The organism is Pseudomonas sp. Snoq117.2, from assembly GCF_900110545.1.
GTDB lineage: Bacteria > Pseudomonadota > Gammaproteobacteria > Pseudomonadales > Pseudomonadaceae > Chryseomonas > Chryseomonas benzopyrenica.
Genome location: NZ_FOED01000006.1, coordinates 276680 through 294132, shown reverse-complemented (window position 1 = coordinate 294132; position 17453 = coordinate 276680). Strand labels below are relative to the sequence as shown.

The window sequence follows — 17453 nt, the reverse complement described above, 5'->3', positions numbered from 1 at the left end:
GGCTTTGCCAGCCGTGCTCAGCATTCAGTAAAAGTAGATGTTCAATGATTCTGAGGCTTAGCGGCCTCAGCTATTCATTTGAGGCCTATACCCAATCCGTTTTACCCACCAGCTGGATGAAGCCGGTAGCGCCCTCTGTGAGTTGCTGATTTTCCGGCGACTCGGTGAAGTGCAACATCACGTCAGCCCGGCTCATGCCCTGTGCGAGCTGCGTGGCCCAGTAACTCAGGCCACTGGCTTCACCTTCGCGATCAAGAACGGTCTGATAAAGAGTATTAGTGAAACCGAGATTGTCCTGGACGCCATACCAGGTCGCGAACTCGGGCGAAGCCGTGAAGTTGTGGGCGATATCGGTAAAGCTACGACCCAGGGCGTGCTGATGCATCCAGTACTCGATGCCCAGATATTCCGGCATCCGATCGAAAGCAGTGTAGAGGCGCGCGATCTGCGCCTCTTGCTGATCCAAGACAAATACATCCCGGTCCTGGAAGCGAAGTACGTTCACATCGTGTACTTCCAGCGCTACGCTGCCATTGTTAGCCGTGAGCACCATGGTGCTAGGCGCGGTGGCGGTACGCCCGAAGTCCGCTACAGTGCCCTGTAACGAAAGGACATCGTTTCCTTGGCCACCAAAGACCCGCATGGTGTGGCCAGAGTCGGCAACCATCTCGCTTTGTAGGAGGCTGTCTCCGTAGCTGCTGCCGAAAGCGACGCCACTCTGGATAACCACATCAGCGTTCGTCCAAGCGACGTGGTCAACGATCTTGAGATAGCCCCCAGAGCCTTCTGTAAGGCGCTGACTTTCCGGTGAATTGGTGAAGTGAGTCATGACGTCCAGGCGATTCATGCCCTGGTCCATCAGTGTCGTCCAGTAACTCAGTCCGTCGCCATCACCCATGCGATCAAGCACGCGCTCGTATAGCAAGGAGGCAAATTGGCTATTGGTGCTGGTGCCATAGTGAGCGATGAATTCAGCAGAGTTGGCAAAGCTCCGACTGATATCGGTAAAACTCATACCGTGGGCCTGCAGGTCTGTCCAATAGGCTAGCCCGGCAAGATCAGGCACCCGATCGAATACCGTATAGAGCCTTGCCAGCTGAGCTTGGTTTTCCGTCATGACAAAAACAGTCTTGTCAGAAAAGTCGAGCGCGTTGACGTCGTGTAGGTTCAGCGTCTGTCCACTAACGTTGTCCTTTACCTGCAATAGGCTCGGATCATTGGTAGCCGTCGTTAGCTGATAAGACCAGGAAGAGCCGCGCATAATGAGCGCGTCCGCTCCTCGATAGCCGTAGACCTGGGCGGTGCCTGTTGTGTCGTACGATAGCCGGGCCTGGATAAGAATATCGTCGGCATCACTGCCACTGGCGACGCCAAGACCGCTTGGTCGATAGGCGCTACTGGCATCCAGTAGGCCATCGTTGGCAGTGCTCGTTTTGGCTACCCAGGCTGCGTTAGCGCCGGTCAGGGCGGCATAGAGAGAGAAGGTATTGGCGTTGTCCCCGGCGGACAGTACGCCACGGACGCTTGCAGTGGCACCAGAGCCATCCAGCAGTGGTCCCCCCGAGGCGCCTGAGCCCAGGCCAGTACCTACGAAGTAAAGCGGATAGTCAGCTACATAGGATGCCGCAGCGGAGTCTTGCATCAATCCGGTACCGCGCACGGGATACCCTAGTACTGTGCCAATCAGATCCGAGCCGGTGGTGGAAATGCCCAGGATGCCGGTAGTCGCCCCGATGTTCGTGTCGAGACTGATCAGCGCCAGGTCATGCCCAACCTCTTCATAACTCGGGACATGGTCGCCATTTTTGTCCCAATTACCGGAATAGCCGGACCAGCTATGGGCCGCGTAGGTACCTAGAGGCGCGGAAAAAGAGATGGAATTGATGTAGGCGCCCGGTGTGACTGTGACACTGACCGCCTGTCCGCCGTATCGATCGTCGTAGATCACATGGAGCGCTGTGAGGACGTCGTTATTGCCGACGACCGTTCCTGAGCCCCTGGTTACAGTACCATCGGGAAAAATACTTTGGATGAACGCAATTTCACGGTAGGGGGACGTGGAGCGATCATTGACAAGGAACATGGCGGGCCGCGGCGGTAGGTGACTTCCAGGGCATCATACAGACCCGAGTCTTGCCACTGCATGTTGCAGGCGTGCGTTCCATCTGCTGGACAAAACCGTCCAGCAGACAGGCGTACAAAAGGGACGGTACCAGCACCAGGAGTCGACTCCGGGACCTAACTGATTACAAGGAAGCTAAGCTTTAAATAGCTTAGCCTTTCTCTTGTTACGCATGGGCGAGTCTTTACCCCCGACACTAGGCCGGCGTGAGAAGGCTTGTTACGTAGGTTTCCGTGTGCCGAAGAGAGGCTGTAGCTCAGATGGCGGGAGAGCTGTCACCCGAGTCGGCCTGGCCTCAACATCAGCGGCTGGTCTTTGCATTCGCCATGCCCATCTGGAGCAAACAGGCCCATCAGACTGAATCGATGAGTATCGACCGAACGCTGGTGCGTAGACCAAAACGATATCGTTCTGAGGATCATGACGCCGGCATTTTCGATACGCCTGCGGGCGTCTTGGATCGAAAGTGTCGAGGGAATGCATAGATGGATGTGCTGAAGGCAACCAGCAATCTCTGCTGGCCTGCGTGGGCGCTCTTTCATGCCCTACACAGCGAGCCGCTGGAAGGGTAGGCCACCCGCAATACTGGCGTCACGGAGATTTACTGATGACTAATTCCACCAGCCTGGCCGTTTAGGCCGCCGCGGCGCCTGGCCCGGTCGAGGGCTTCACCTTCGGCGACCCGTCGCCGGTGCTCGAGGCCGTATGCTCTTCGACTACCTGGAGTGTTGGTTCAACAATCACTACTACAACTCGCCGCTATCGCTCGATGGCCTGGCTATTGCAGCGCGGACCGCCGTCTATCTGGACTCAGGGCTCAAATTCAAGCGCAACCTCCTTGTCCGCACCTTCACTCCGCACAAGCTGCTGAGCCGTGGGGCCTTCGAGCAGTTCGCCCTGGACTGGCTCTGGTCCGGCAATGCGTACCGGAAGCGCCGGCATTCGCGCCTAGGCACGCCGATCAGCCTGCAGCCGCCGTTGGCCAAGTACATGAGGCGAGAGGAGGAGGGCCGCTTCTTCCACATAAGGGGTGGCGGGACGAACAGGAATTCGCCCCGGGTACTATCTGCCGCCTGCGCGAGGCCGACATCAACCGAGAGATCGATGGCATGCTGGAGTGGCTCGCGGCCATGCAGTCGGCGCTCCTCAACGAGTCGACCACCCTGTTCAGGCGCAAGTACTGCAGCAATGGCAGTCACGCCGGCTTCATCTTCTACATGATCGACGCTGCATAGAAGGAGGAGAACATCGACTCCCTGCGCACCGCGCTGCGCTCTGCCAAGGGGCCGGGCAACTTCCGAGAACTTTTTGTCTACGTGCCCAACGGCAAGAAGGACGGCATCTAGTTGATCCTGGTCAGCGAGATAGCCGCCTAGAACGAATTCAACTCGATCGTGAGCATCACTTGCGACGACATGTTTACCGGCCTGCGATCTCACCGCAGCTGATGGGCATCTTGTCGCAGAATGCGGGAGGGTTCGGCTCGATCAAGGAGGCCGCGGAGGTGTATGCCGCCAACGAACTGAAGCCGCTGCGGGCGCGGCTTGCTCAGGTCAATGACTGGCTGGGCGAGGAGGTGATCTGCTTCCGGCAGTATGCGTTGGTCACCGCTAAAAATTTAAGCTCTGTGCGAAGATCCAGCTCGTCTATTAACGATTCTACCCACTCGGATTTATCGTTCAGAACCAAGCGTCTAACCAGGCTTGCGGTGCCCTGACAGCAATCGCATCTGCGTCGCGTCGCGCCGCTCCAGCAGCTGCTTGCGGTTGCGCAGCTGCAGACTCAGGACGTTATCACGCCCGGTTGCTTCTACTGCCTGCGCCTGGCGCTCAAAATCTTGAAGAATGAGATCCCACCGCTCGCAGATTGCCCGTTCGGCACCCATGTCCTGCCGCTTGCGGTAGATCAGTGCGGCTCGCGCGAAGACGAATGGGTCAGGGCAGCGACGGTGTCCTTCAGGCTGGCTGAAATAGTCACGCTCGCGTTGCAGACAATTGTCCAGCAGTACCTGCAAGTTGCCGATACCGCTTAAGAAGAAGGACATATTTTATCCTCGGATGCCCCGTTGGGGGCCAGATGACTGCCGCTCTTGGCATCGCACTACCACCCAGGAGGCATAGAGTATCTTCGCGGCATTGGATAAGCTTCCTTGCTAGCCAAGAGCGGAGCGGCAAAGACCTGCGTTAAAAGGTCCCTAGTGCGTGCGTATCAACGGTTCAGGGGGTCGCCTGCACCGGCCTGGTCATCGACTTCACCCGGATCGACTTCTTCATGGGCATCCGTCGTTCCTGGAACACCGAGCGTGTCGGGATTTGGCGGTTCGATAGGGTCGGGCTCGACGGCCTGTACCGATAACTGCTGGAGTTGTTCCTTCCGCGACTGGTTGGCCAAGTGAAGGCTGTTGATGGAGCTTTGCAGTACTGACACTGGGGCGATTGTGCGAGGGCTTGCGCCTGACGAGCTTGTTCGGGCCCAGGTACGCATTTCGATGATCATCCGGCTACCTCTCAAGGAGACCAGAATGGTCTCAGGCATGGGAGGTCGGCCCTAACCTTACGTTCAGTGGCCACTATCACCATCAGTCCGATAAATAGCCATCGATCGGTCTAGGGGATGAGTGCAAGCGCGGGCCAAAGGCCAAAAGATCAGATCGGTCCGCACTGGACTGGGGCCGCAAAGGGGCCGCTTGTGACGTCGCCGCTGGGATGACGTCGCACGAAGGCGCTGTAACACTTGGTGTAGATGGTGCCGGCACCAGGAGTCGAACCCGGGACCTACTGATTACAAGTCAGTTGCTCTACCAGCTGAGCTATACCGGCAAGGGGAGGCCATTATAGCCATGGAAAAGCCCTTGTAAACCAAGGATGTGCAGCGCTTTAAGGCTAGCGTAAGGCAGCTGAGGCTAAAATAGGGCAAAGAGCTTGCAAGGAGCCGCTGATGAGAACGAAGACCCTGGCCGTGCTGGCCGCTGCACTGGCTGGCTGCACCAGTCAGGCAAACCTTGAGCGCAATCCCCCGATGGAGCTGCGTACCGGTAAGAGCGCGGATGACTATCGCGCCTGCCTGGTCGCGAAATTGGAAAGGGGCGGTCGCCATGTGGAGGTGCAATCCCAAGGCAGTGGGCAGCGCGTGTTGGTAGACAGCAAGGTCCCGCCGGCCACGGCAGCCGTCATTGATATAAGCTCCGCGTCGCGTGGGACGCGCATCGCACTGCGTGAGCAGATGGCCAATAACCCGTTGCGACCGCAGGACGTGCTCCTAGCCGTTAAAGACTGCCTCTGATACCAGATCAACTAGAAAGGGCGCCTATGCGCCCTTTCTAGTGACCGGCTGCGGACTAGGCAGCCGGCTGGTTGCGACGCTCCGGTACCGGTTCGGCGGCACGCTGGCCGTTGACGTCGCGCAGCGGGGTGCCCCGTACCGGGGCGCCGTTGGCGACGTAGTAGGCGGCATTGCTGCGCGGCAGCGGGGCGCGGCCACGGATTTTGTCGGCGATTTTCTCGGCGAGCATGATGGTCGGGGCGTTGAGGTTGCCCGTCGCGATGATCGGCATGATGGAGGCGTCCACCACGCGTAGGCCTTCCAGCCCGTGCACGCGACCGGCGCCGTCGACGACCGCCATGTCGTCGGTGCCCATCTTGTTGGAGCAGGACGGATGGTAGGCGGTCTCGGCATGGGAACGTACGAAGGCGTCCAGCTGGGCATCGGTTACGCAATCACGGCCCGGGTTGATCTCTTCGCCGCGGTAGGGGTCCAGCGCCGGCTGCTGCATGATCTCGCGGGTCAGGCGGATGCCGTCGCGGAATTCCCGCCAGTCCTGCTCGGTGCTCATGTAGTTGAACAGGATGCTCGGATGCTGGCGCGGATCGCGCGAGGTCAGTTCGATGCGACCACGGCTGGGCGAACGCATGGAGCCGACGTGGGCCTGGAAGCCATGGGCTTCGATGGCGTTGGTGCCGTTGTAATTGATGGCGATCGGCAGGAAGTGGTACTGGATGTTGGGCCAGTCGAATTCCTCGCTGGAGCGGATGAAGCCGCCCGCCTCGAAGTGGTTGCTGGCGCCCAGGCCAGTGCCCTTGAGCATCCATTCCAGGCCGATCTGCGGCTGGTTGTACCACTTCAGCGCCGGGTACAGTGAGACCGGCTGCTTGCACTCGTACTGCAGGTACATCTCCAGGTGGTCCTGCAGATTCTGACCGACACCGGGCAGGTCGTGGACCAGCGGAATGTCGAAGCGACGCAGCAGCGGCGCAGGGCCGACACCGGAGCGCTGCAGGATCTGCGGCGAGGCGATGGCGCCAGCGCAGAGCAGGACTTCACGGCGGGCGCGCACGGTGATGGCTTCCAGGGAATCGCCCTTCATGTAGGCCACGCCATTGGCACGCTTACCCTCGAAGAGGATGCGATCGGTGGTGGCGTGGGTGACGATGGTCAGGTTCGGGCGGCCCTTGGCCTGGTCTAGATAGCCACGGGCCGTGCTGGAGCGACGGCCGTCCGGCGTGACGAAGCGGTCCATCGGGCCGAAGCCTTCCTGCTGATAGCCGTTAAGATCTTCCGTGCGCGGGTAACCCGCCTGGACGCCGGCTTCGACCATGGCTTCGAACAGCGGATTGGTGTCTGGCTTGGCGGTGGTCACCGAGACCGGGCCGTCGCCGCCGTGCCAGTCGTTAGCCCCGGCGTCGCGCTTCTCGGCCTTGCGGAAGTAGGGCAGGCAGTCGAGGTAGGTCCAGTCGTCCAGGCCATCGAGTTGCGCCCAGTTGTCATAGTCCAGGGCGTTGCCGCGGATGTAGCACATGCCGTTGATCAGCGAGGAGCCGCCCAGGCCCTTGCCGCGGCCGCATTCCATCCGGCGGTTGTCCATGTGCGGCTCGGGCTCGGTCTGGTAGGCCCAGTTGTACTGCTTGCCTTGCAGCGGATAGGCGAGAGCGGCCGGCATCTGGGTGCGGAAGTCCAGGCGGTAGTCAGGACCGCCGGCTTCCAGCAGCAGGACGGTGACGTCCTTGTCTTCGGTCAGCCGGGTGGCCAGGACGTTGCCAGCCGAGCCGGCGCCTATGACGATGTAGTCAAATTCGTGTGCCATGAAGATTCTCCTCCTAACGGCGGGTGGGGTGGTCACCCCATCCCCGGGCCCTCTCCAGCGGAGAGGGGAGAAAAGCGCTGCCTGTGCGGCTTAGAAGATCGAGGCGTAGTCGCCCAGCTCGACCTGCACCGACTTGATACGGGTGTAGTGGCCGAGGGTGGTGAGGCCGTTTTCACGACCAACGCCGGAGTGTTTGTAGCCACCCACCGGCATCTCGGCGGGGGATTCGCCCCAGGTGTTGATCCAGCAGATGCCGGCTTCCAGGCGATGGATCATGCGGTGGGCACGGGCCAGGTCACGGGTGACCACGCCGGCGGCCAGGCCGTACTCGGTGTCGTTGGCGCGGCGCACCACCTCGTCCTCATCGGCATAGGCCAGGATGCTCATGACCGGGCCAAAGATCTCTTCGCGGGCGATGGCCATGTCGTCACGGCAATCGGTGAAGACGGTGGGGACGACGAAGTTGCCCTTGGCCAGTTCGCCCTGGGTGACGCGCTCGCCACCGGTGAGCAGGCGGGCGCCTTCGGCCTGGCCCTGGGCGATGTAGCCCAGCACCTTTTCCATGTGCGGGGTGCTGACCAGCGGACCGAAGTTGGTTTCGGCGGACAGGGGATCGCCCAGCTTGATGCGCTGGACCCGCTCCACCACCTTGGCCTCGAAGTCAGCCTTGAGCGCCTGGGGCACGAAAACGCGGGTGCCGTTGGTGCAGACCTGGCCGGAGCTGAAGAAGTTAGCCATGACGGCGATGTCGGCGGCGCGATCCAGGTCGGCGTCATCGCAGACGATCAGCGGCGACTTGCCGCCCAGCTCCATGGTGACTTCCTTGAGCGTCGAGCCGGCGGCGCTGGCCATGACCTTCTTGCCGGTGGCAACGCCGCCGGTAAAGGAGATCTTCTCGATACCAGGATGCTCGGTCAGGGCGACGCCGACTTCCGGGCCGACACCATTGACTACATTGAACACGCCATCGGGCAGACCGGCTTCGGTGTAGATCTCGGCCAGCTTCAGCGCGGTCAGCGGGGTGACTTCGCTGGGCTTGAAGATCATGGCGTTGCCAGCGGCCAGGGCCGGCGCGGACTTCCACAGTGCGATCTGGATCGGGTAGTTCCAGGCGCCGATGCCGGCAACCACGCCCAGCGGTTCGCGGCGGGTATAAACGAAGGAGGTCTCGCGCAGCGGGATCTGTTCGCCTTCCAGCGCCGGAACGAGGCCGGCGTAGTACTCGAGCACGTCGGCGCCGGTGACGATGTCCACGGCCTGGGTCTCGGACAGAGCCTTGCCGGTGTCGAGGGTTTCCAGCAGCGCCAGCTCATCGTTGCGCTCGCGGAGGATGTCCACGGCCTTGCGCAGGATGCGCGAGCGCTGCATGGCGGTCATCGCGGCCCAGACCTTCTGGCCTTCGGCGGCAGCGGCCACCGCCTTGTCCACGTCGGCGCGGCTGGCGCTCTGTACCACGGCAAGCACCTCGCCGGTGGCGGGATTCAGGGTTTCGAAGGTGGCGCCACCGGTGGCGGCGACATAACGGCCACCAATGTAGAGCTGCTGTTCGGCGAAACGGGCCATGGACGTTCTCCCAGGCTGGGCGGGCGTCGTGGCACCCGCAAGGAACACAGGGGGCGCGAAAGAAAGGTCTCTCTGCGCCAGCGATGAAGCCAGTCTACTTAATTTTTATTGAACGTTCAATCAATGAAAAATTCGCAGGCGTGCCGAGACGGGCTGATGGGCGGCCCAGAGCGGTTCGATCAGAGAGAGATGGATAAGGAAAAGCGGGAGGGGAGCCCCGGCCGGAGCGGACCGGCCGGGGTTGCAGCGGTCAGGGAGCGGTCAGGCCTTGGCCAGTTGCAGGTCCAGGTAGTCGTAGGCGATCTGCAGGGCCTGCTGGGTGTTGAAGGCGTCGCCGGAGAGGGCGCCGCGCAGCCAGAGACCATCGATGATGGCGGCCAGGCCGCGGGCCGAGGCGCGCGCTTGCTCATGGGGCAGGAGGCGCCGGAATTGCCAGCAGAGGTTGGAATAGAGGCGCAGGTCGTTGATGCGTTGCAGGCGGCGCAGGTTGGGCTGGTGCATGCTGGTGGCCCAGAAGGCCAGCCAGGTCTTCATGGCCGGGCCGCTGACCTGGGTATCGTCGAAGTTGCCCTGGATGATGGCGCGCAAGTTGGCGGCCGGGTCGTCACCGGGCAGGGCGGCGCGGCGTTCGCGCACGGCCTGGCGCAGGGCATTCATCAGATGCCGCATGGTGGCTTCGAGCAGGCCGTTCTTGTCTTGGAAGTAGTGGCTGATGATGCCGTTGGAGACGCCGGCCTTGCGGGCGATGAAGGCGATACTGGCGTCGCCCATGCCGACTTCGTCGACGGCTTCGAGGGTCGCGGCAATGAGCTGCGAACGGCGGATGGGTTGCATCCCGACCTTGGGCACGAGGCATCTCCTGAACAGAGCGGAAGGAACCTCGGAGGGTAACTATTTTTTATTGAACGTTCAATCAATAAAAACGGTCACGACCTTCTGGATTGTGCCCTGGCCAAGGCGGCAATACTAGTCCTGACAGGTGGTTACTTTTAATAACCGCCCGAAAGGCGTAGGCTGGGAACCAGTTCTGCTTCGAGGATCGCCATGGACGCCGTGGTCAGTCGTATCACCAGCCGTCGCCGCCTGCATGCCCACGCCTGTCCCATTCGGGATGTGCTGGACCGGATCGGCGATGCCTGGTCCTTGCTCACGCTCTTCACCCTGGAACCCGGTCCGCTGCGCTTCAACGAATTGCGCCGGCGGGTCGACGGCATATCTCAGCGCATGCTCAGCGTGACCCTGCGTCAGCTGGAGCGCGATGGCCTGGTGTCCCGCACGGTCACACCGACCAAGCCGCCCCAGGTGGAATACGCCCTCACCGAGCTGGGCCAGAGCCTGATGGTGCCGGTAGGCGCCCTGGCCGCCTGGGCCTCCGCGAAGCAGCCTTTCATTCAGCGCCACAGGGCGGCCTACGATCAGGTCGCCGAGGAGAATCCTGATGACCCGTCTCTCTAAGACCGCCCTGTCGGTCCTCGACCTCGTCCCCATCCGCGATGACGGTGATGCGACCCAGGCGCTGCACAACGCCCTGACCCTCGCCCGCCATGTCGAGCAGCTCGACTTTTCCCGCTACTGGGTTGCGGAGCACCACAACATGGACGGTATTGCCAGTTCCGCGACCAGCGTGCTGCTGGGTTATCTGGCCGCCGGCACCAGCACCCTGCGCCTGGGTTCGGGCGGCATCATGCTGCCCAACCATGCGCCCCTGGTGGTGGCCGAGCAGTTCGGCACCCTGGCTTCGCTGTATCCGGGCCGCATCGAACTTGGCCTGGGTCGCGCGCCGGGGTCCGATCAGCGCACCGCCTATGCCCTGCGGCGCGACCGCCTGGGCAGTTCCGACGACTTTCCACGGGATGTGGAAGAGCTGCAGCATTATTTCGGACCCCAGCAGCCGGGGCAGGGCGTGATCGCCATGCCGGGCGTGGGCACCGAGGTGCCGATCTGGCTGCTGGGTTCGAGCCTGTTCAGTGCCCAGCTGGCGGCGGCCAAGGGCCTGCCCTATGCCTTCGCCTCGCACTTCGCGCCGCGTTATGTGCACGAGGCGATCCGCCTCTATCGCGAGAACTTCAAGCCGTCCGCGGTGCTCGATCGTCCCTATGTGATGCTCGGGGTGCCCCTGGTGGCGGCCGACAGCGATGACGAAGCCAATTACCTGGCCACCACCGTCTACCAGCGCATCCTGGCCCTGTTCCGCGGCGACAGCCTGCGCCTGCAGCCGCCGGTGCGCAGCATGGAAGGCGTCTGGTTGCCCCACGAGAAGGAGTCGGTGTCGAGTTTCCTCGGCATGGCGGTGATCGGTGGCCCGGACAAGGTCCGCGAGCGCCTGGAACTGCTGCTGGAAAAGACCGACGCTGACGAGCTGATCTTTACCTGCGACGTCTACGAGCAGGCGGATCGCTTGCGCGCCTTCTCGATCCTGGCGGATCTGAAGGGCAGTTGATGGGCCATAGTGCGGGTTGAGACGGCTCGTTCGCCTACGCCTACTAGGTCCTAACGAAAAAAGCCGACCGTTTGTAGCGGTCGGCTTTTTCACGTCCATAAGAAAGCTGCGCTGCTGCCCATGTTGGACTTCGCGGTGCTCAGCTCCACCTACGGCATGTGTAGCGTGGAAAACTGCGGAGCGTTTTCCACTGGCGGCTACCGGCGCGCACTGTGGATAAGGCTGCGCCGTTATCCACGATACGGAGGTCTGCGTTACAGGAAGGTGAAGACCTGCTCACGGGTCAGGCGAGACTTGGGTAGGCCGGCGTTAAAGTCGCTCTCGCCACGATAGCCCAGACCGACCACCACCAGGGCCGTGTAGCCCTGTTCGCGCAAACCCAGTTCTTGGTCCAGGCTGTTGGCGTCGAAGCCCTCCATAGGGGTGGCATCGATGCCTAGGGCGGCGGCGCCCAGCAGCAAGGTGCCCAGGGCCAGGTAAGTCTGCTTTTCCATCCAGTGCTGCACATCCTTGCGCTCATAACGATGCAGGTCGACGAAATGACGACGGGTACCGTCCTGGGTGGCGCGCGCCTCGGGCTTGGCGAAGCGGCCATCCTGAGCTTCCTGCTCCAGCACCTGGGCCAGATGACCTTCGGTCATTTCCAGGCGGTTGCACAGCACGATGACGTGGGAAGCCGGCAGCACCTTGGGTTCGTTGTAGGGGCTCTGCATGCCACGGGCGACGCGCGCCTTGGCCTCGGCGCTGGCGGCGACCACGAAGTGCCACGGCTGGGAGTTGACCGAGGAGGGCGCCTGGCGCAGCAGCTCCAGCAGTTCCTCGACCTGCTCGGCCGGGATGGTGCGGGAGCCGTCGAAGGCCTTGGTGGTGTAGCGGGTACGGGCGATCTGGGACAGCTGCATGGATAACTCCTGATCGGATCAGTGGGTAGGGGCCGGCTGGGCGTCGATCTTGACGCGGAACAGGCTGTAGGGCTTCTCGCGCAGGTCCTGGCCGCTGTGGAACTGGGCCTGGCGATGGAGCTGGTTGGCGGTGAAGTAGAGGTAGTCGTCCGGACCGATGCTGAAGGTGTCGGGCCAGAGCACGCGTGGATCGTGGACCAGGGGCTTCCAGCTGCCGTCGGCCTGGCGCTGGCGCACGGCGTTGTGCTCGTAGTCGCCGGCATAGACGCGGCCCTGGGCATCGGCTTCGAGGCCGTCGGAGGCGCCCTTTTCGCCGAGATCCTGTACCCCGGCGCGCACCTGGGCCTCGCTCGCCGTGGGATCACGCAACAGGGCGGTGGGCACGGCATAGAGATGGCGGCTGGACAGCGGGCTGAAGTAGAGGGTGCCGCCGTCCGGCGACAAGGCGATGCCATCGCTGGCGATGGCCGGGCGCACGGTGCTGCCATCGGGACGCCGCATCAGCAGCGGCTCGCCTTCCACCACCGGTACGAAGCTGGGATCGACGTTGGCCTGGGGCGCGCCGGTCAGGCGCCGCTGGGCCTGGCCGGTGGCGAGGTCGAGGATGATCAGGCCGCCCGGCGGCGCCGAGTCGGTGACATAGGCCACCCCGGCCCGACCGACGCGAAAGTCGAAGCGCACGTCATTGACGTAGCTCTTGGGCTGGAGCACCGAGGCGGGGAAGACCAGGGTCCTGGCGACCTTGTTGGTCTTGAGGTCGATGGCCACCAGCTTGACGCCACCGGCCTTGGGCGCGGCGAAGCCGGGGGCGGCGGTGTCCAGCACCCACAGGTGCCCGCGACCATCGGCCACCACGCTCTGCACGCTGATGAAGCCCCTGCTCGGCTGGCCCGGGGTCTCGACGTTCAACGCGGCGTCCGGGTAGGGCACGGCCTTGCCGTCCTTGAGTTCGGCCACGGTGAAGGGCACCTCGTCGCCCCAGCGGGGATAGTTGACGAAGATCCGACCGGTCTCGCTGACGGTGACCCCGGTGGGCATGGCGTCGTGGAAGGCGAAGACCTGCTCCAGCTGGCCAAGGGTGCGCTCCTGGGGCAGCGGCGCGGCCTGGCCCGTCAGGCTACCCACGGCCAGGGCGACGGCGAGGGTCAGGGTGCTGAAGCGAGGCATCAGAAACCCTCCAGCACGAGCTTGCCGCGGGCCTGGTGGCTTTCCAGCTGGGCATGGGCGCGGCGCAGGTTGGCGGCATCGATACGGCCCAGGTGCTCGCCCAGGGTGGTTTTGAGGGTGCCCTGGTCGATCAGTCCGGCCACGCGTTCGAGGATCTCGTGCTGGCGCACCAAGTCCGGGGTCTGGAACAGCGAGCGGGTGAACATCAGTTCCCAGTGCAGCGACAGCGACTTGGCCTTCATCGGCACCACGTCGAGTTGCGCCGGATCGTCGATCACGCCGAGACGACCCTGGGGCCGCAGAACATCCACCAGCTGGGTGAAATGCTCATCGGTGTGAGTAAGGCTGGCCACCAGGGTCACGCCGTCTAGACCGAGGGCTTCTAGCTGGGGCCGTAGCGGCTGGTGGTGGTCGATGACGTGGTGGGCGCCGAGGGTGCGCACCCAGTCCTGGGTTTCCTGACGCGAGGCGGTACCGATTACGGTCAGCTCGGTAAGTTGGCGGGCCAGTTGCACCAGCACGGAGCCGACGCCGCCCGCCGCGCCCATCACCAGCAGCTGTTGGCCAGCGCCGCCGCCTTCGGTCGCGCCGAGACGGTCGAACAGCAGTTCCCAGGCGGTGATGGCAGTCAGCGGCAGCGCCGCGGCCTGGGCGTGATCCAGGCTTTTGGGCTTGTGGCCGGCCAAGTGTTCGTCCACCAGGTGCAGTTCGCTGTTGCAGCCGGGGCGGAACAGCTCGCCGGCATAGTAGACCTCGTCACCCACGGCGAAGCGGCTGACGGCGCTGCCTACTGCTCGCACCACGCCGGAGACGTCCCAGCCCAGCACCTTGGACTCGCGCTGCACCAGGCCCTGGCGCACCTTGGTGTCGACCGGATTGACCGACACGGCACGGACTTCCACCAGGAGGTCGTGGGCCTCGGGCGTGGGATCGGTCAGCACGGCGTCCTGCAGGGCACGGGGATCGCTGGCGGGGAGGGTGGTGTCACCGTGGATGATGGCTTTCATGAGCAGGTTCCTTTGTACGATAAGAAGATATGGAGCCATGGTCGTCTTCATTCTCGACCGGAAAAAGCGGCAGAATCAGATAGCACCTTCACTGTGGGAGTGAAAATGATCCGCTTCGATGACCTTGGCCTCTTCGTGCGCTCCGGCGCCCTGGGCAGCTTTTCTCGTGCCGCCCGCGAAGCAGACCTGTTGCCAGGTCAGGTAAGCGCCGCCATCGGCCGACTGGAGCGCGAACTGGGCATCCGCCTGTTCGCTCGCTCGACCCGCAGCCTGCGCCTGACCGCCGAGGGTGAGGCCTATCTGCCCTATGCCCGGGAAGTGCTGGAGACCTTGCGCGAGGGGCGCGAGCGGTTGCAGGGGGAGAGCCCGGAATTGCGCGGGGTGCTGCAGGTGGCGGCGCCTTCGGATCTGGGGCGCAATCTCTTGCTGCCCTGGCTGGCAGAATTTCGCCGGCGCCATCCCGGCCTGACCCTCAGGCTGTACGTCTCGGACCAGCAGGCCGACGTCTATCGCGATCCGGTGGACATCGCCATCCGCTACGGCCGCAGCCAGGACGACAGCCTGGTGGCCCTGCCGCTCGCCCCTGCCAACCGCCGGCTGCTGGCGGCGGCGCCGACCTATCTGGCCCGCCAGGGTGCGCCGCGCAGCCTGGACGACCTGTCCAGGCACGCCTGCCTGCTCTACCAGCTGCATGGTCGCACCTATGACAAGTGGAGCTTTCCACAGGCTGATGGTGGCCTGCGCCAGGTGGCCGTCAGCGGCCCCTTGCAGAGCGACGATGCCGAGGTGGTGCGGCGCTGGGCGGTGGCCGGAGAGGGCATCGTCTACAAGTCCTGGCTGGACATGCGCGACGATCTGCAGAGCGGCCGGCTGGTACGGCTGCTGCCCGATCAGCCCGGCGAGCCGTTGCCGCTGCAGCTGTTCTGCCCACATCGGCGGCAGTTCTCGCCGGCGGTGCGGCAGCTGCATGGCTGGCTAGCGGAACGCTTCGCGGCCCTGGGCGAGCAGCCCTGAAACGCAAAGGGGGTGGCTCCGCGAACGGAGCCACCCCCTCGGGTACCACGCCCAGTCCTACTGCAGGTGTAGCTTGAGCAGTTGGCCGGCCTGGGTCAGCGAAGCTTGGACCTCGGGTACCTTGGCCAGGACGTTGAGTAGGCCATAGTCATGGATCATGCCGTTGTAGCGCACCTGCACCACATCGACGCCGGCCGCGTTGAGTTTGCGTGCATAGGCCTCGCCTTCGTCCCGCAGCACGTCGTTCTCGGCAGTCTGCACCAACGCCGGCGGCAGGCCCTTGAGCTGGGCCTCGCTGGCCCGCAACGGCGAGGCATAGACGTTGGCGCGCTCGGTCTCGCTGGTGGTGTAGTTGTCCCAGAACCACTTCATCATGTTGCGGGTAAGGAAGCGGCCCTCGGCGTAGGTCTGGTAGGAGCCATTGTCGAAGCTCGCATCGGTCACCGGCCAGAACAGCACCTGGTAACGCAGCTTGGGCGTGCCCTTGTCCTTGGCCATCAGACTGACCACCGCGGCCATGTTGCCGCCGACGCTGTTGCCGGCCACCGCCAGGCGACTGCCGTCGACATTGATGTCCTTGCCGTGCTCGGCGACCCATTTCGTCGCGGCATAGGCCTGGTTGATGGCCACCGGGAAGTGGGCTTCCGGGCTCGGGGTGTAATTGACGAATACCGCCGTGGCACCGGAGGCCACCACCAGGTCACGCACCAGGCGCTGGTGGGTGGGGAAGTCACCCAGTACCCAGCCGCCACCGTGGAAGAACATGAAGGCTGGCGTCTGCCCCTTGGCGTTAGCCGGGCGGACGATGGTCAGCTGCAGCGGCTTGCCGTCGACCTGGATGGTCTTTTCGTTGGTCTTGACTCCTGAGAGATCGACCTTGACGCCGGACTGGGCGCCGGACAGCACCGCACGGGCGTCCTTAGGGCTCAAGGTTTCCAGGGGTTTGCCACCGCTGCCGTTCAGGGCGTCGATGAAGCCCTGGGTGGTGCGTTCGAAGGCGGGATCGGGCTGGGGCGCGGCAAAGGCGCTGCCCAGGGCCAGGGTGAGTGCGGAAAGGCCAAGCAGGCGAGAGACGGTACGCATGACGGATGACTCCTCGAACAGGAAGGACCGGGCGCCTCGGCTGAAGCGCCTAGGTAATACCGCGACCCTTAGGCCAGGGTCAGGCGCACGTCCACGTTGCCGCGGGTGGCGTTGGAGTAGGGGCAGACCTGGTGGGCTTTCTCGACCAGGTCTTCGGCTACAGCGCGCTCCAGGCCCGGCAGGCTGATGACGAGTTCGACGTCCAAGGCGAAGCCGGTGGGGATCGGGCCGATGCCGACCTGAGCGGTCACGCTGACGTCCGCCGGCACGGCGATCTTTTCCTTGGCACCGACGAACTTGAGCGCGCCGATGAAGCAGGCGGAGTAGCCGGCGGCGAAGAGTTGCTCGGGGTTGGTACCGGCACCCCCGGCACCGCCCAGTTCCTTGGGCGTGGACAGCTGCACGTCCAGGGCCTTATCGCTGCTGATGGAACGGCCGTCGCGGCCACCGGTGCTGGTTGCGGAAGCGGTATAGAGGATGTTCATGGCGTGCTCCTATTTACGTATCGCGATAACTGTTTGCTTGGGCTGTTACCGAGAGGGCTGGCCCGGGTACGGACTTAAGTTATCGCGATATTAGTTATCGCGCAAATATATTTTCGGAGGCAACCGACCAATGGCTGCGGTCGGCGAGGATCAACGTTCCAGCTTGGCGCGCAGGGTCATCAGATTTTCGCGCAGCCGGGTCATCTCCGCGTCACCCAGCGCGCAGTAGCCGCTGATGGTGCTGTTGATCTTCCGCGCCCGCTCGCGCAGGGTTCGGCCAGACTCGGTCAGCTCGATGGACAGGTTACGCTCGTCCTCGGCATTGCGTTGCCGGGTCACATAACCCTCGGCTTCCAGGCGCTTGAGCACCGGGGTGAGGGCGCCGGAATCCTGGTGCAGCCGACGCGCCAGCTCCTTAAGCGGCAGACGGTCGTTTTCCCAGAGCACCAGCATCATCAGGTACTGCGGGTAGGTCAGGCCCACCTCCTCGAGCAGCGGCTTGTACACCTTGGTCATGGCCAGCGAGGTGGAGTACAGCGCGAAGCACAGCTGCTGATCGAGCAGAAGAGGGTCTTTGTTGGTCATGGCGG

Annotated in this window: 16 protein-coding genes, 1 tRNA gene and 1 pseudogene; 5 read left to right on the top strand and 13 right to left on the bottom strand. The window is 63.4% G+C overall.

Going from position 1 to position 17453, the window contains the following annotated elements; translation table 11 throughout:
• Nucleotides 1-85 precede the first annotated feature (85 nt).
• Complete coding sequence (locus BMZ43_RS17420) at nucleotides 86-2083, bottom strand: DUF4214 domain-containing protein (RefSeq protein WP_093255212.1); 1998 nt, start codon at nucleotides 2081-2083, stop codon at nucleotides 86-88.
• A 691-nt stretch (nucleotides 2084-2774) separates the two neighbouring features.
• On the opposite strand from BMZ43_RS17420, the pseudogene BMZ43_RS17415 reads away from it, so the two are divergent.
• Nucleotides 2775-3725, top strand: a pseudogene (locus BMZ43_RS17415) (phage portal protein); the annotation flags it as partial.
• 90 nt (nucleotides 3726-3815) lie between these two features.
• Here BMZ43_RS17415 and BMZ43_RS17410 read toward each other — a convergent pair.
• The 3 genes from BMZ43_RS17410 to BMZ43_RS17405 form a co-directional block, all read right to left on the bottom strand.
• A complete protein-coding gene (locus BMZ43_RS17410) occupies nucleotides 3816-4166 on the bottom strand; it encodes a hypothetical protein (protein WP_093255209.1) in 351 nt (116 codons plus the stop codon).
• Nucleotides 4167-4330: 164 nt separating this feature from the next.
• Complete coding sequence (locus BMZ43_RS26120; RefSeq protein ID WP_143075272.1) at nucleotides 4331-4618, bottom strand: hypothetical protein; 288 nt, start codon at nucleotides 4616-4618, stop codon at nucleotides 4331-4333.
• A 247-nt stretch (nucleotides 4619-4865) separates the two neighbouring features.
• A tRNA-Thr gene (locus BMZ43_RS17405) sits at nucleotides 4866-4941 on the bottom strand.
• Nucleotides 4942-5059: 118 nt separating this feature from the next.
• Between BMZ43_RS17405 and BMZ43_RS17400 the strand changes: the two genes are divergently transcribed.
• Nucleotides 5060-5404 (top strand): hypothetical protein, encoded by a 345-nt coding sequence (locus tag BMZ43_RS17400; protein WP_093255206.1) that lies wholly within the window; start codon nucleotides 5060-5062, stop codon nucleotides 5402-5404.
• A 55-nt stretch (nucleotides 5405-5459) separates the two neighbouring features.
• On the opposite strand, the gene betA is transcribed toward BMZ43_RS17400, so the two are convergent.
• From betA to betI, 3 genes are all read right to left on the bottom strand, one after another.
• Nucleotides 5460-7202 (bottom strand): choline dehydrogenase, encoded by a 1743-nt coding sequence (gene betA / locus BMZ43_RS17395; RefSeq protein WP_093255200.1) that lies wholly within the window; start codon nucleotides 7200-7202, stop codon nucleotides 5460-5462.
• Between the two features lie 90 nt (nucleotides 7203-7292).
• Entirely contained in the window at nucleotides 7293-8765 is a 1473-nt protein-coding gene (gene betB / locus BMZ43_RS17390; protein ID WP_093255198.1) for a betaine-aldehyde dehydrogenase, read from the bottom strand.
• 261 nt (nucleotides 8766-9026) lie between these two features.
• Nucleotides 9027-9614: a transcriptional regulator BetI gene (gene betI / locus BMZ43_RS17385; RefSeq protein ID WP_017641694.1), complete on the bottom strand. Its 588-nt coding sequence runs from the start codon at nucleotides 9612-9614 to the stop codon at nucleotides 9027-9029.
• 195 nt (nucleotides 9615-9809) lie between these two features.
• On the opposite strand from betI, the gene BMZ43_RS17380 reads away from it, so the two are divergent.
• Both BMZ43_RS17380 and BMZ43_RS17375 read left to right on the top strand, forming a co-directional pair.
• A complete protein-coding gene (locus BMZ43_RS17380; protein ID WP_093255196.1) occupies nucleotides 9810-10220 on the top strand; it encodes a winged helix-turn-helix transcriptional regulator in 411 nt (136 codons plus the stop codon).
• On the top strand, nucleotides 10204-11205 hold the full coding sequence (locus BMZ43_RS17375; protein ID WP_093255194.1) for an LLM class flavin-dependent oxidoreductase: 1002 nt from the start codon (nucleotides 10204-10206) through the stop codon (nucleotides 11203-11205). The genes BMZ43_RS17380 and BMZ43_RS17375 overlap by 17 nt, the downstream gene beginning before the upstream one ends.
• A gap of 254 nt (nucleotides 11206-11459) precedes the next feature.
• Here BMZ43_RS17375 and nfsB read toward each other — a convergent pair whose 3' ends face one another.
• From nfsB to BMZ43_RS17360, 3 genes are read right to left on the bottom strand one after another with little or no spacing between them, the layout of a single operon-like run.
• Nucleotides 11460-12107 (bottom strand): oxygen-insensitive NAD(P)H nitroreductase, encoded by a 648-nt coding sequence (gene nfsB, locus BMZ43_RS17370; protein ID WP_093255192.1) that lies wholly within the window; start codon nucleotides 12105-12107, stop codon nucleotides 11460-11462.
• Between the two features lie 18 nt (nucleotides 12108-12125).
• Nucleotides 12126-13274, bottom strand: coding sequence for an L-dopachrome tautomerase-related protein (locus tag BMZ43_RS17365; RefSeq protein WP_093255190.1), 1149 nt, complete (start codon nucleotides 13272-13274; stop codon nucleotides 12126-12128).
• Nucleotides 13274-14281: a zinc-binding alcohol dehydrogenase family protein gene (locus tag BMZ43_RS17360; protein ID WP_093255187.1), complete on the bottom strand. Its 1008-nt coding sequence runs from the start codon at nucleotides 14279-14281 to the stop codon at nucleotides 13274-13276. Before BMZ43_RS17360 ends, BMZ43_RS17365 begins: the two co-directional genes overlap by 1 nt.
• Before the next feature lie 105 nt (nucleotides 14282-14386).
• On the opposite strand from BMZ43_RS17360, the gene BMZ43_RS17355 reads away from it, so the two are divergent.
• Nucleotides 14387-15295 carry a LysR family transcriptional regulator gene (locus tag BMZ43_RS17355; protein ID WP_093255184.1) on the top strand — a complete coding sequence of 303 codons (909 nt, stop codon included), beginning with the start codon at nucleotides 14387-14389 and terminating at the stop codon, nucleotides 15293-15295.
• A gap of 57 nt (nucleotides 15296-15352) precedes the next feature.
• Here BMZ43_RS17355 and BMZ43_RS17350 read toward each other — a convergent pair whose 3' ends face one another.
• The 3 genes from BMZ43_RS17350 to BMZ43_RS17340 all read right to left on the bottom strand — a co-directional run bounded on the left by BMZ43_RS17350 (nucleotide 15353) and on the right by BMZ43_RS17340 (nucleotide 17448).
• Nucleotides 15353-16378 carry an alpha/beta hydrolase gene (locus BMZ43_RS17350; RefSeq protein ID WP_093255181.1) on the bottom strand — a complete coding sequence of 342 codons (1026 nt, stop codon included), beginning with the start codon at nucleotides 16376-16378 and terminating at the stop codon, nucleotides 15353-15355.
• A 68-nt stretch (nucleotides 16379-16446) separates the two neighbouring features.
• Entirely contained in the window at nucleotides 16447-16863 is a 417-nt protein-coding gene (locus BMZ43_RS17345) for an organic hydroperoxide resistance protein (protein WP_064309165.1), read from the bottom strand.
• A 150-nt stretch (nucleotides 16864-17013) separates the two neighbouring features.
• Nucleotides 17014-17448, bottom strand: a complete 435-nt coding sequence (locus BMZ43_RS17340; RefSeq protein WP_093255178.1) for a MarR family winged helix-turn-helix transcriptional regulator — start codon at nucleotides 17446-17448, stop codon at nucleotides 17014-17016.
• Between the last annotated feature and the right edge of the window lie 5 nt (nucleotides 17449-17453).

Bases quoted from the DNA above. Each gene is read 5' to 3' on its own strand.
- BMZ43_RS17355 (WP_093255184.1), top strand. From the start codon at position 14,387: ATGATCCGCTTCGATGACCTTGGCCTCTTCGTGCGCTCCGGCGCCCTG.
- BMZ43_RS17340 (WP_093255178.1), bottom strand. From the start codon at position 17,448: ATGACCAACAAAGACCCTCTTCTGCTCGATCAGCAGCTGTGCTTCGCG.
- BMZ43_RS17345 (WP_064309165.1), bottom strand. From the start codon at position 16,863: ATGAACATCCTCTATACCGCTTCCGCAACCAGCACCGGTGGCCGCGAC.
- BMZ43_RS17410 (WP_093255209.1), bottom strand. From the start codon at position 4,166: ATGTCCTTCTTCTTAAGCGGTATCGGCAACTTGCAGGTACTGCTGGAC.
- nfsB (WP_093255192.1), bottom strand. From the start codon at position 12,107: ATGCAGCTGTCCCAGATCGCCCGTACCCGCTACACCACCAAGGCCTTC.
- BMZ43_RS17420 (WP_093255212.1), bottom strand. From the start codon at position 2,083: ATGTTCCTTGTCAATGATCGCTCCACGTCCCCCTACCGTGAAATTGCG.
- BMZ43_RS17365 (WP_093255190.1), bottom strand. From the start codon at position 13,274: ATGCCTCGCTTCAGCACCCTGACCCTCGCCGTCGCCCTGGCCGTGGGT.
- BMZ43_RS26120 (WP_143075272.1), bottom strand. From the start codon at position 4,618: ATGATCATCGAAATGCGTACCTGGGCCCGAACAAGCTCGTCAGGCGCA.
- BMZ43_RS17380 (WP_093255196.1), top strand. From the start codon at position 9,810: ATGGACGCCGTGGTCAGTCGTATCACCAGCCGTCGCCGCCTGCATGCC.
- betB (WP_093255198.1), bottom strand. From the start codon at position 8,765: ATGGCCCGTTTCGCCGAACAGCAGCTCTACATTGGTGGCCGTTATGTC.
- betA (WP_093255200.1), bottom strand. From the start codon at position 7,202: ATGGCACACGAATTTGACTACATCGTCATAGGCGCCGGCTCGGCTGGC.
- BMZ43_RS17375 (WP_093255194.1), top strand. From the start codon at position 10,204: ATGACCCGTCTCTCTAAGACCGCCCTGTCGGTCCTCGACCTCGTCCCC.
- BMZ43_RS17400 (WP_093255206.1), top strand. From the start codon at position 5,060: ATGAGAACGAAGACCCTGGCCGTGCTGGCCGCTGCACTGGCTGGCTGC.
- BMZ43_RS17360 (WP_093255187.1), bottom strand. From the start codon at position 14,281: ATGAAAGCCATCATCCACGGTGACACCACCCTCCCCGCCAGCGATCCC.
- BMZ43_RS17350 (WP_093255181.1), bottom strand. From the start codon at position 16,378: ATGCGTACCGTCTCTCGCCTGCTTGGCCTTTCCGCACTCACCCTGGCC.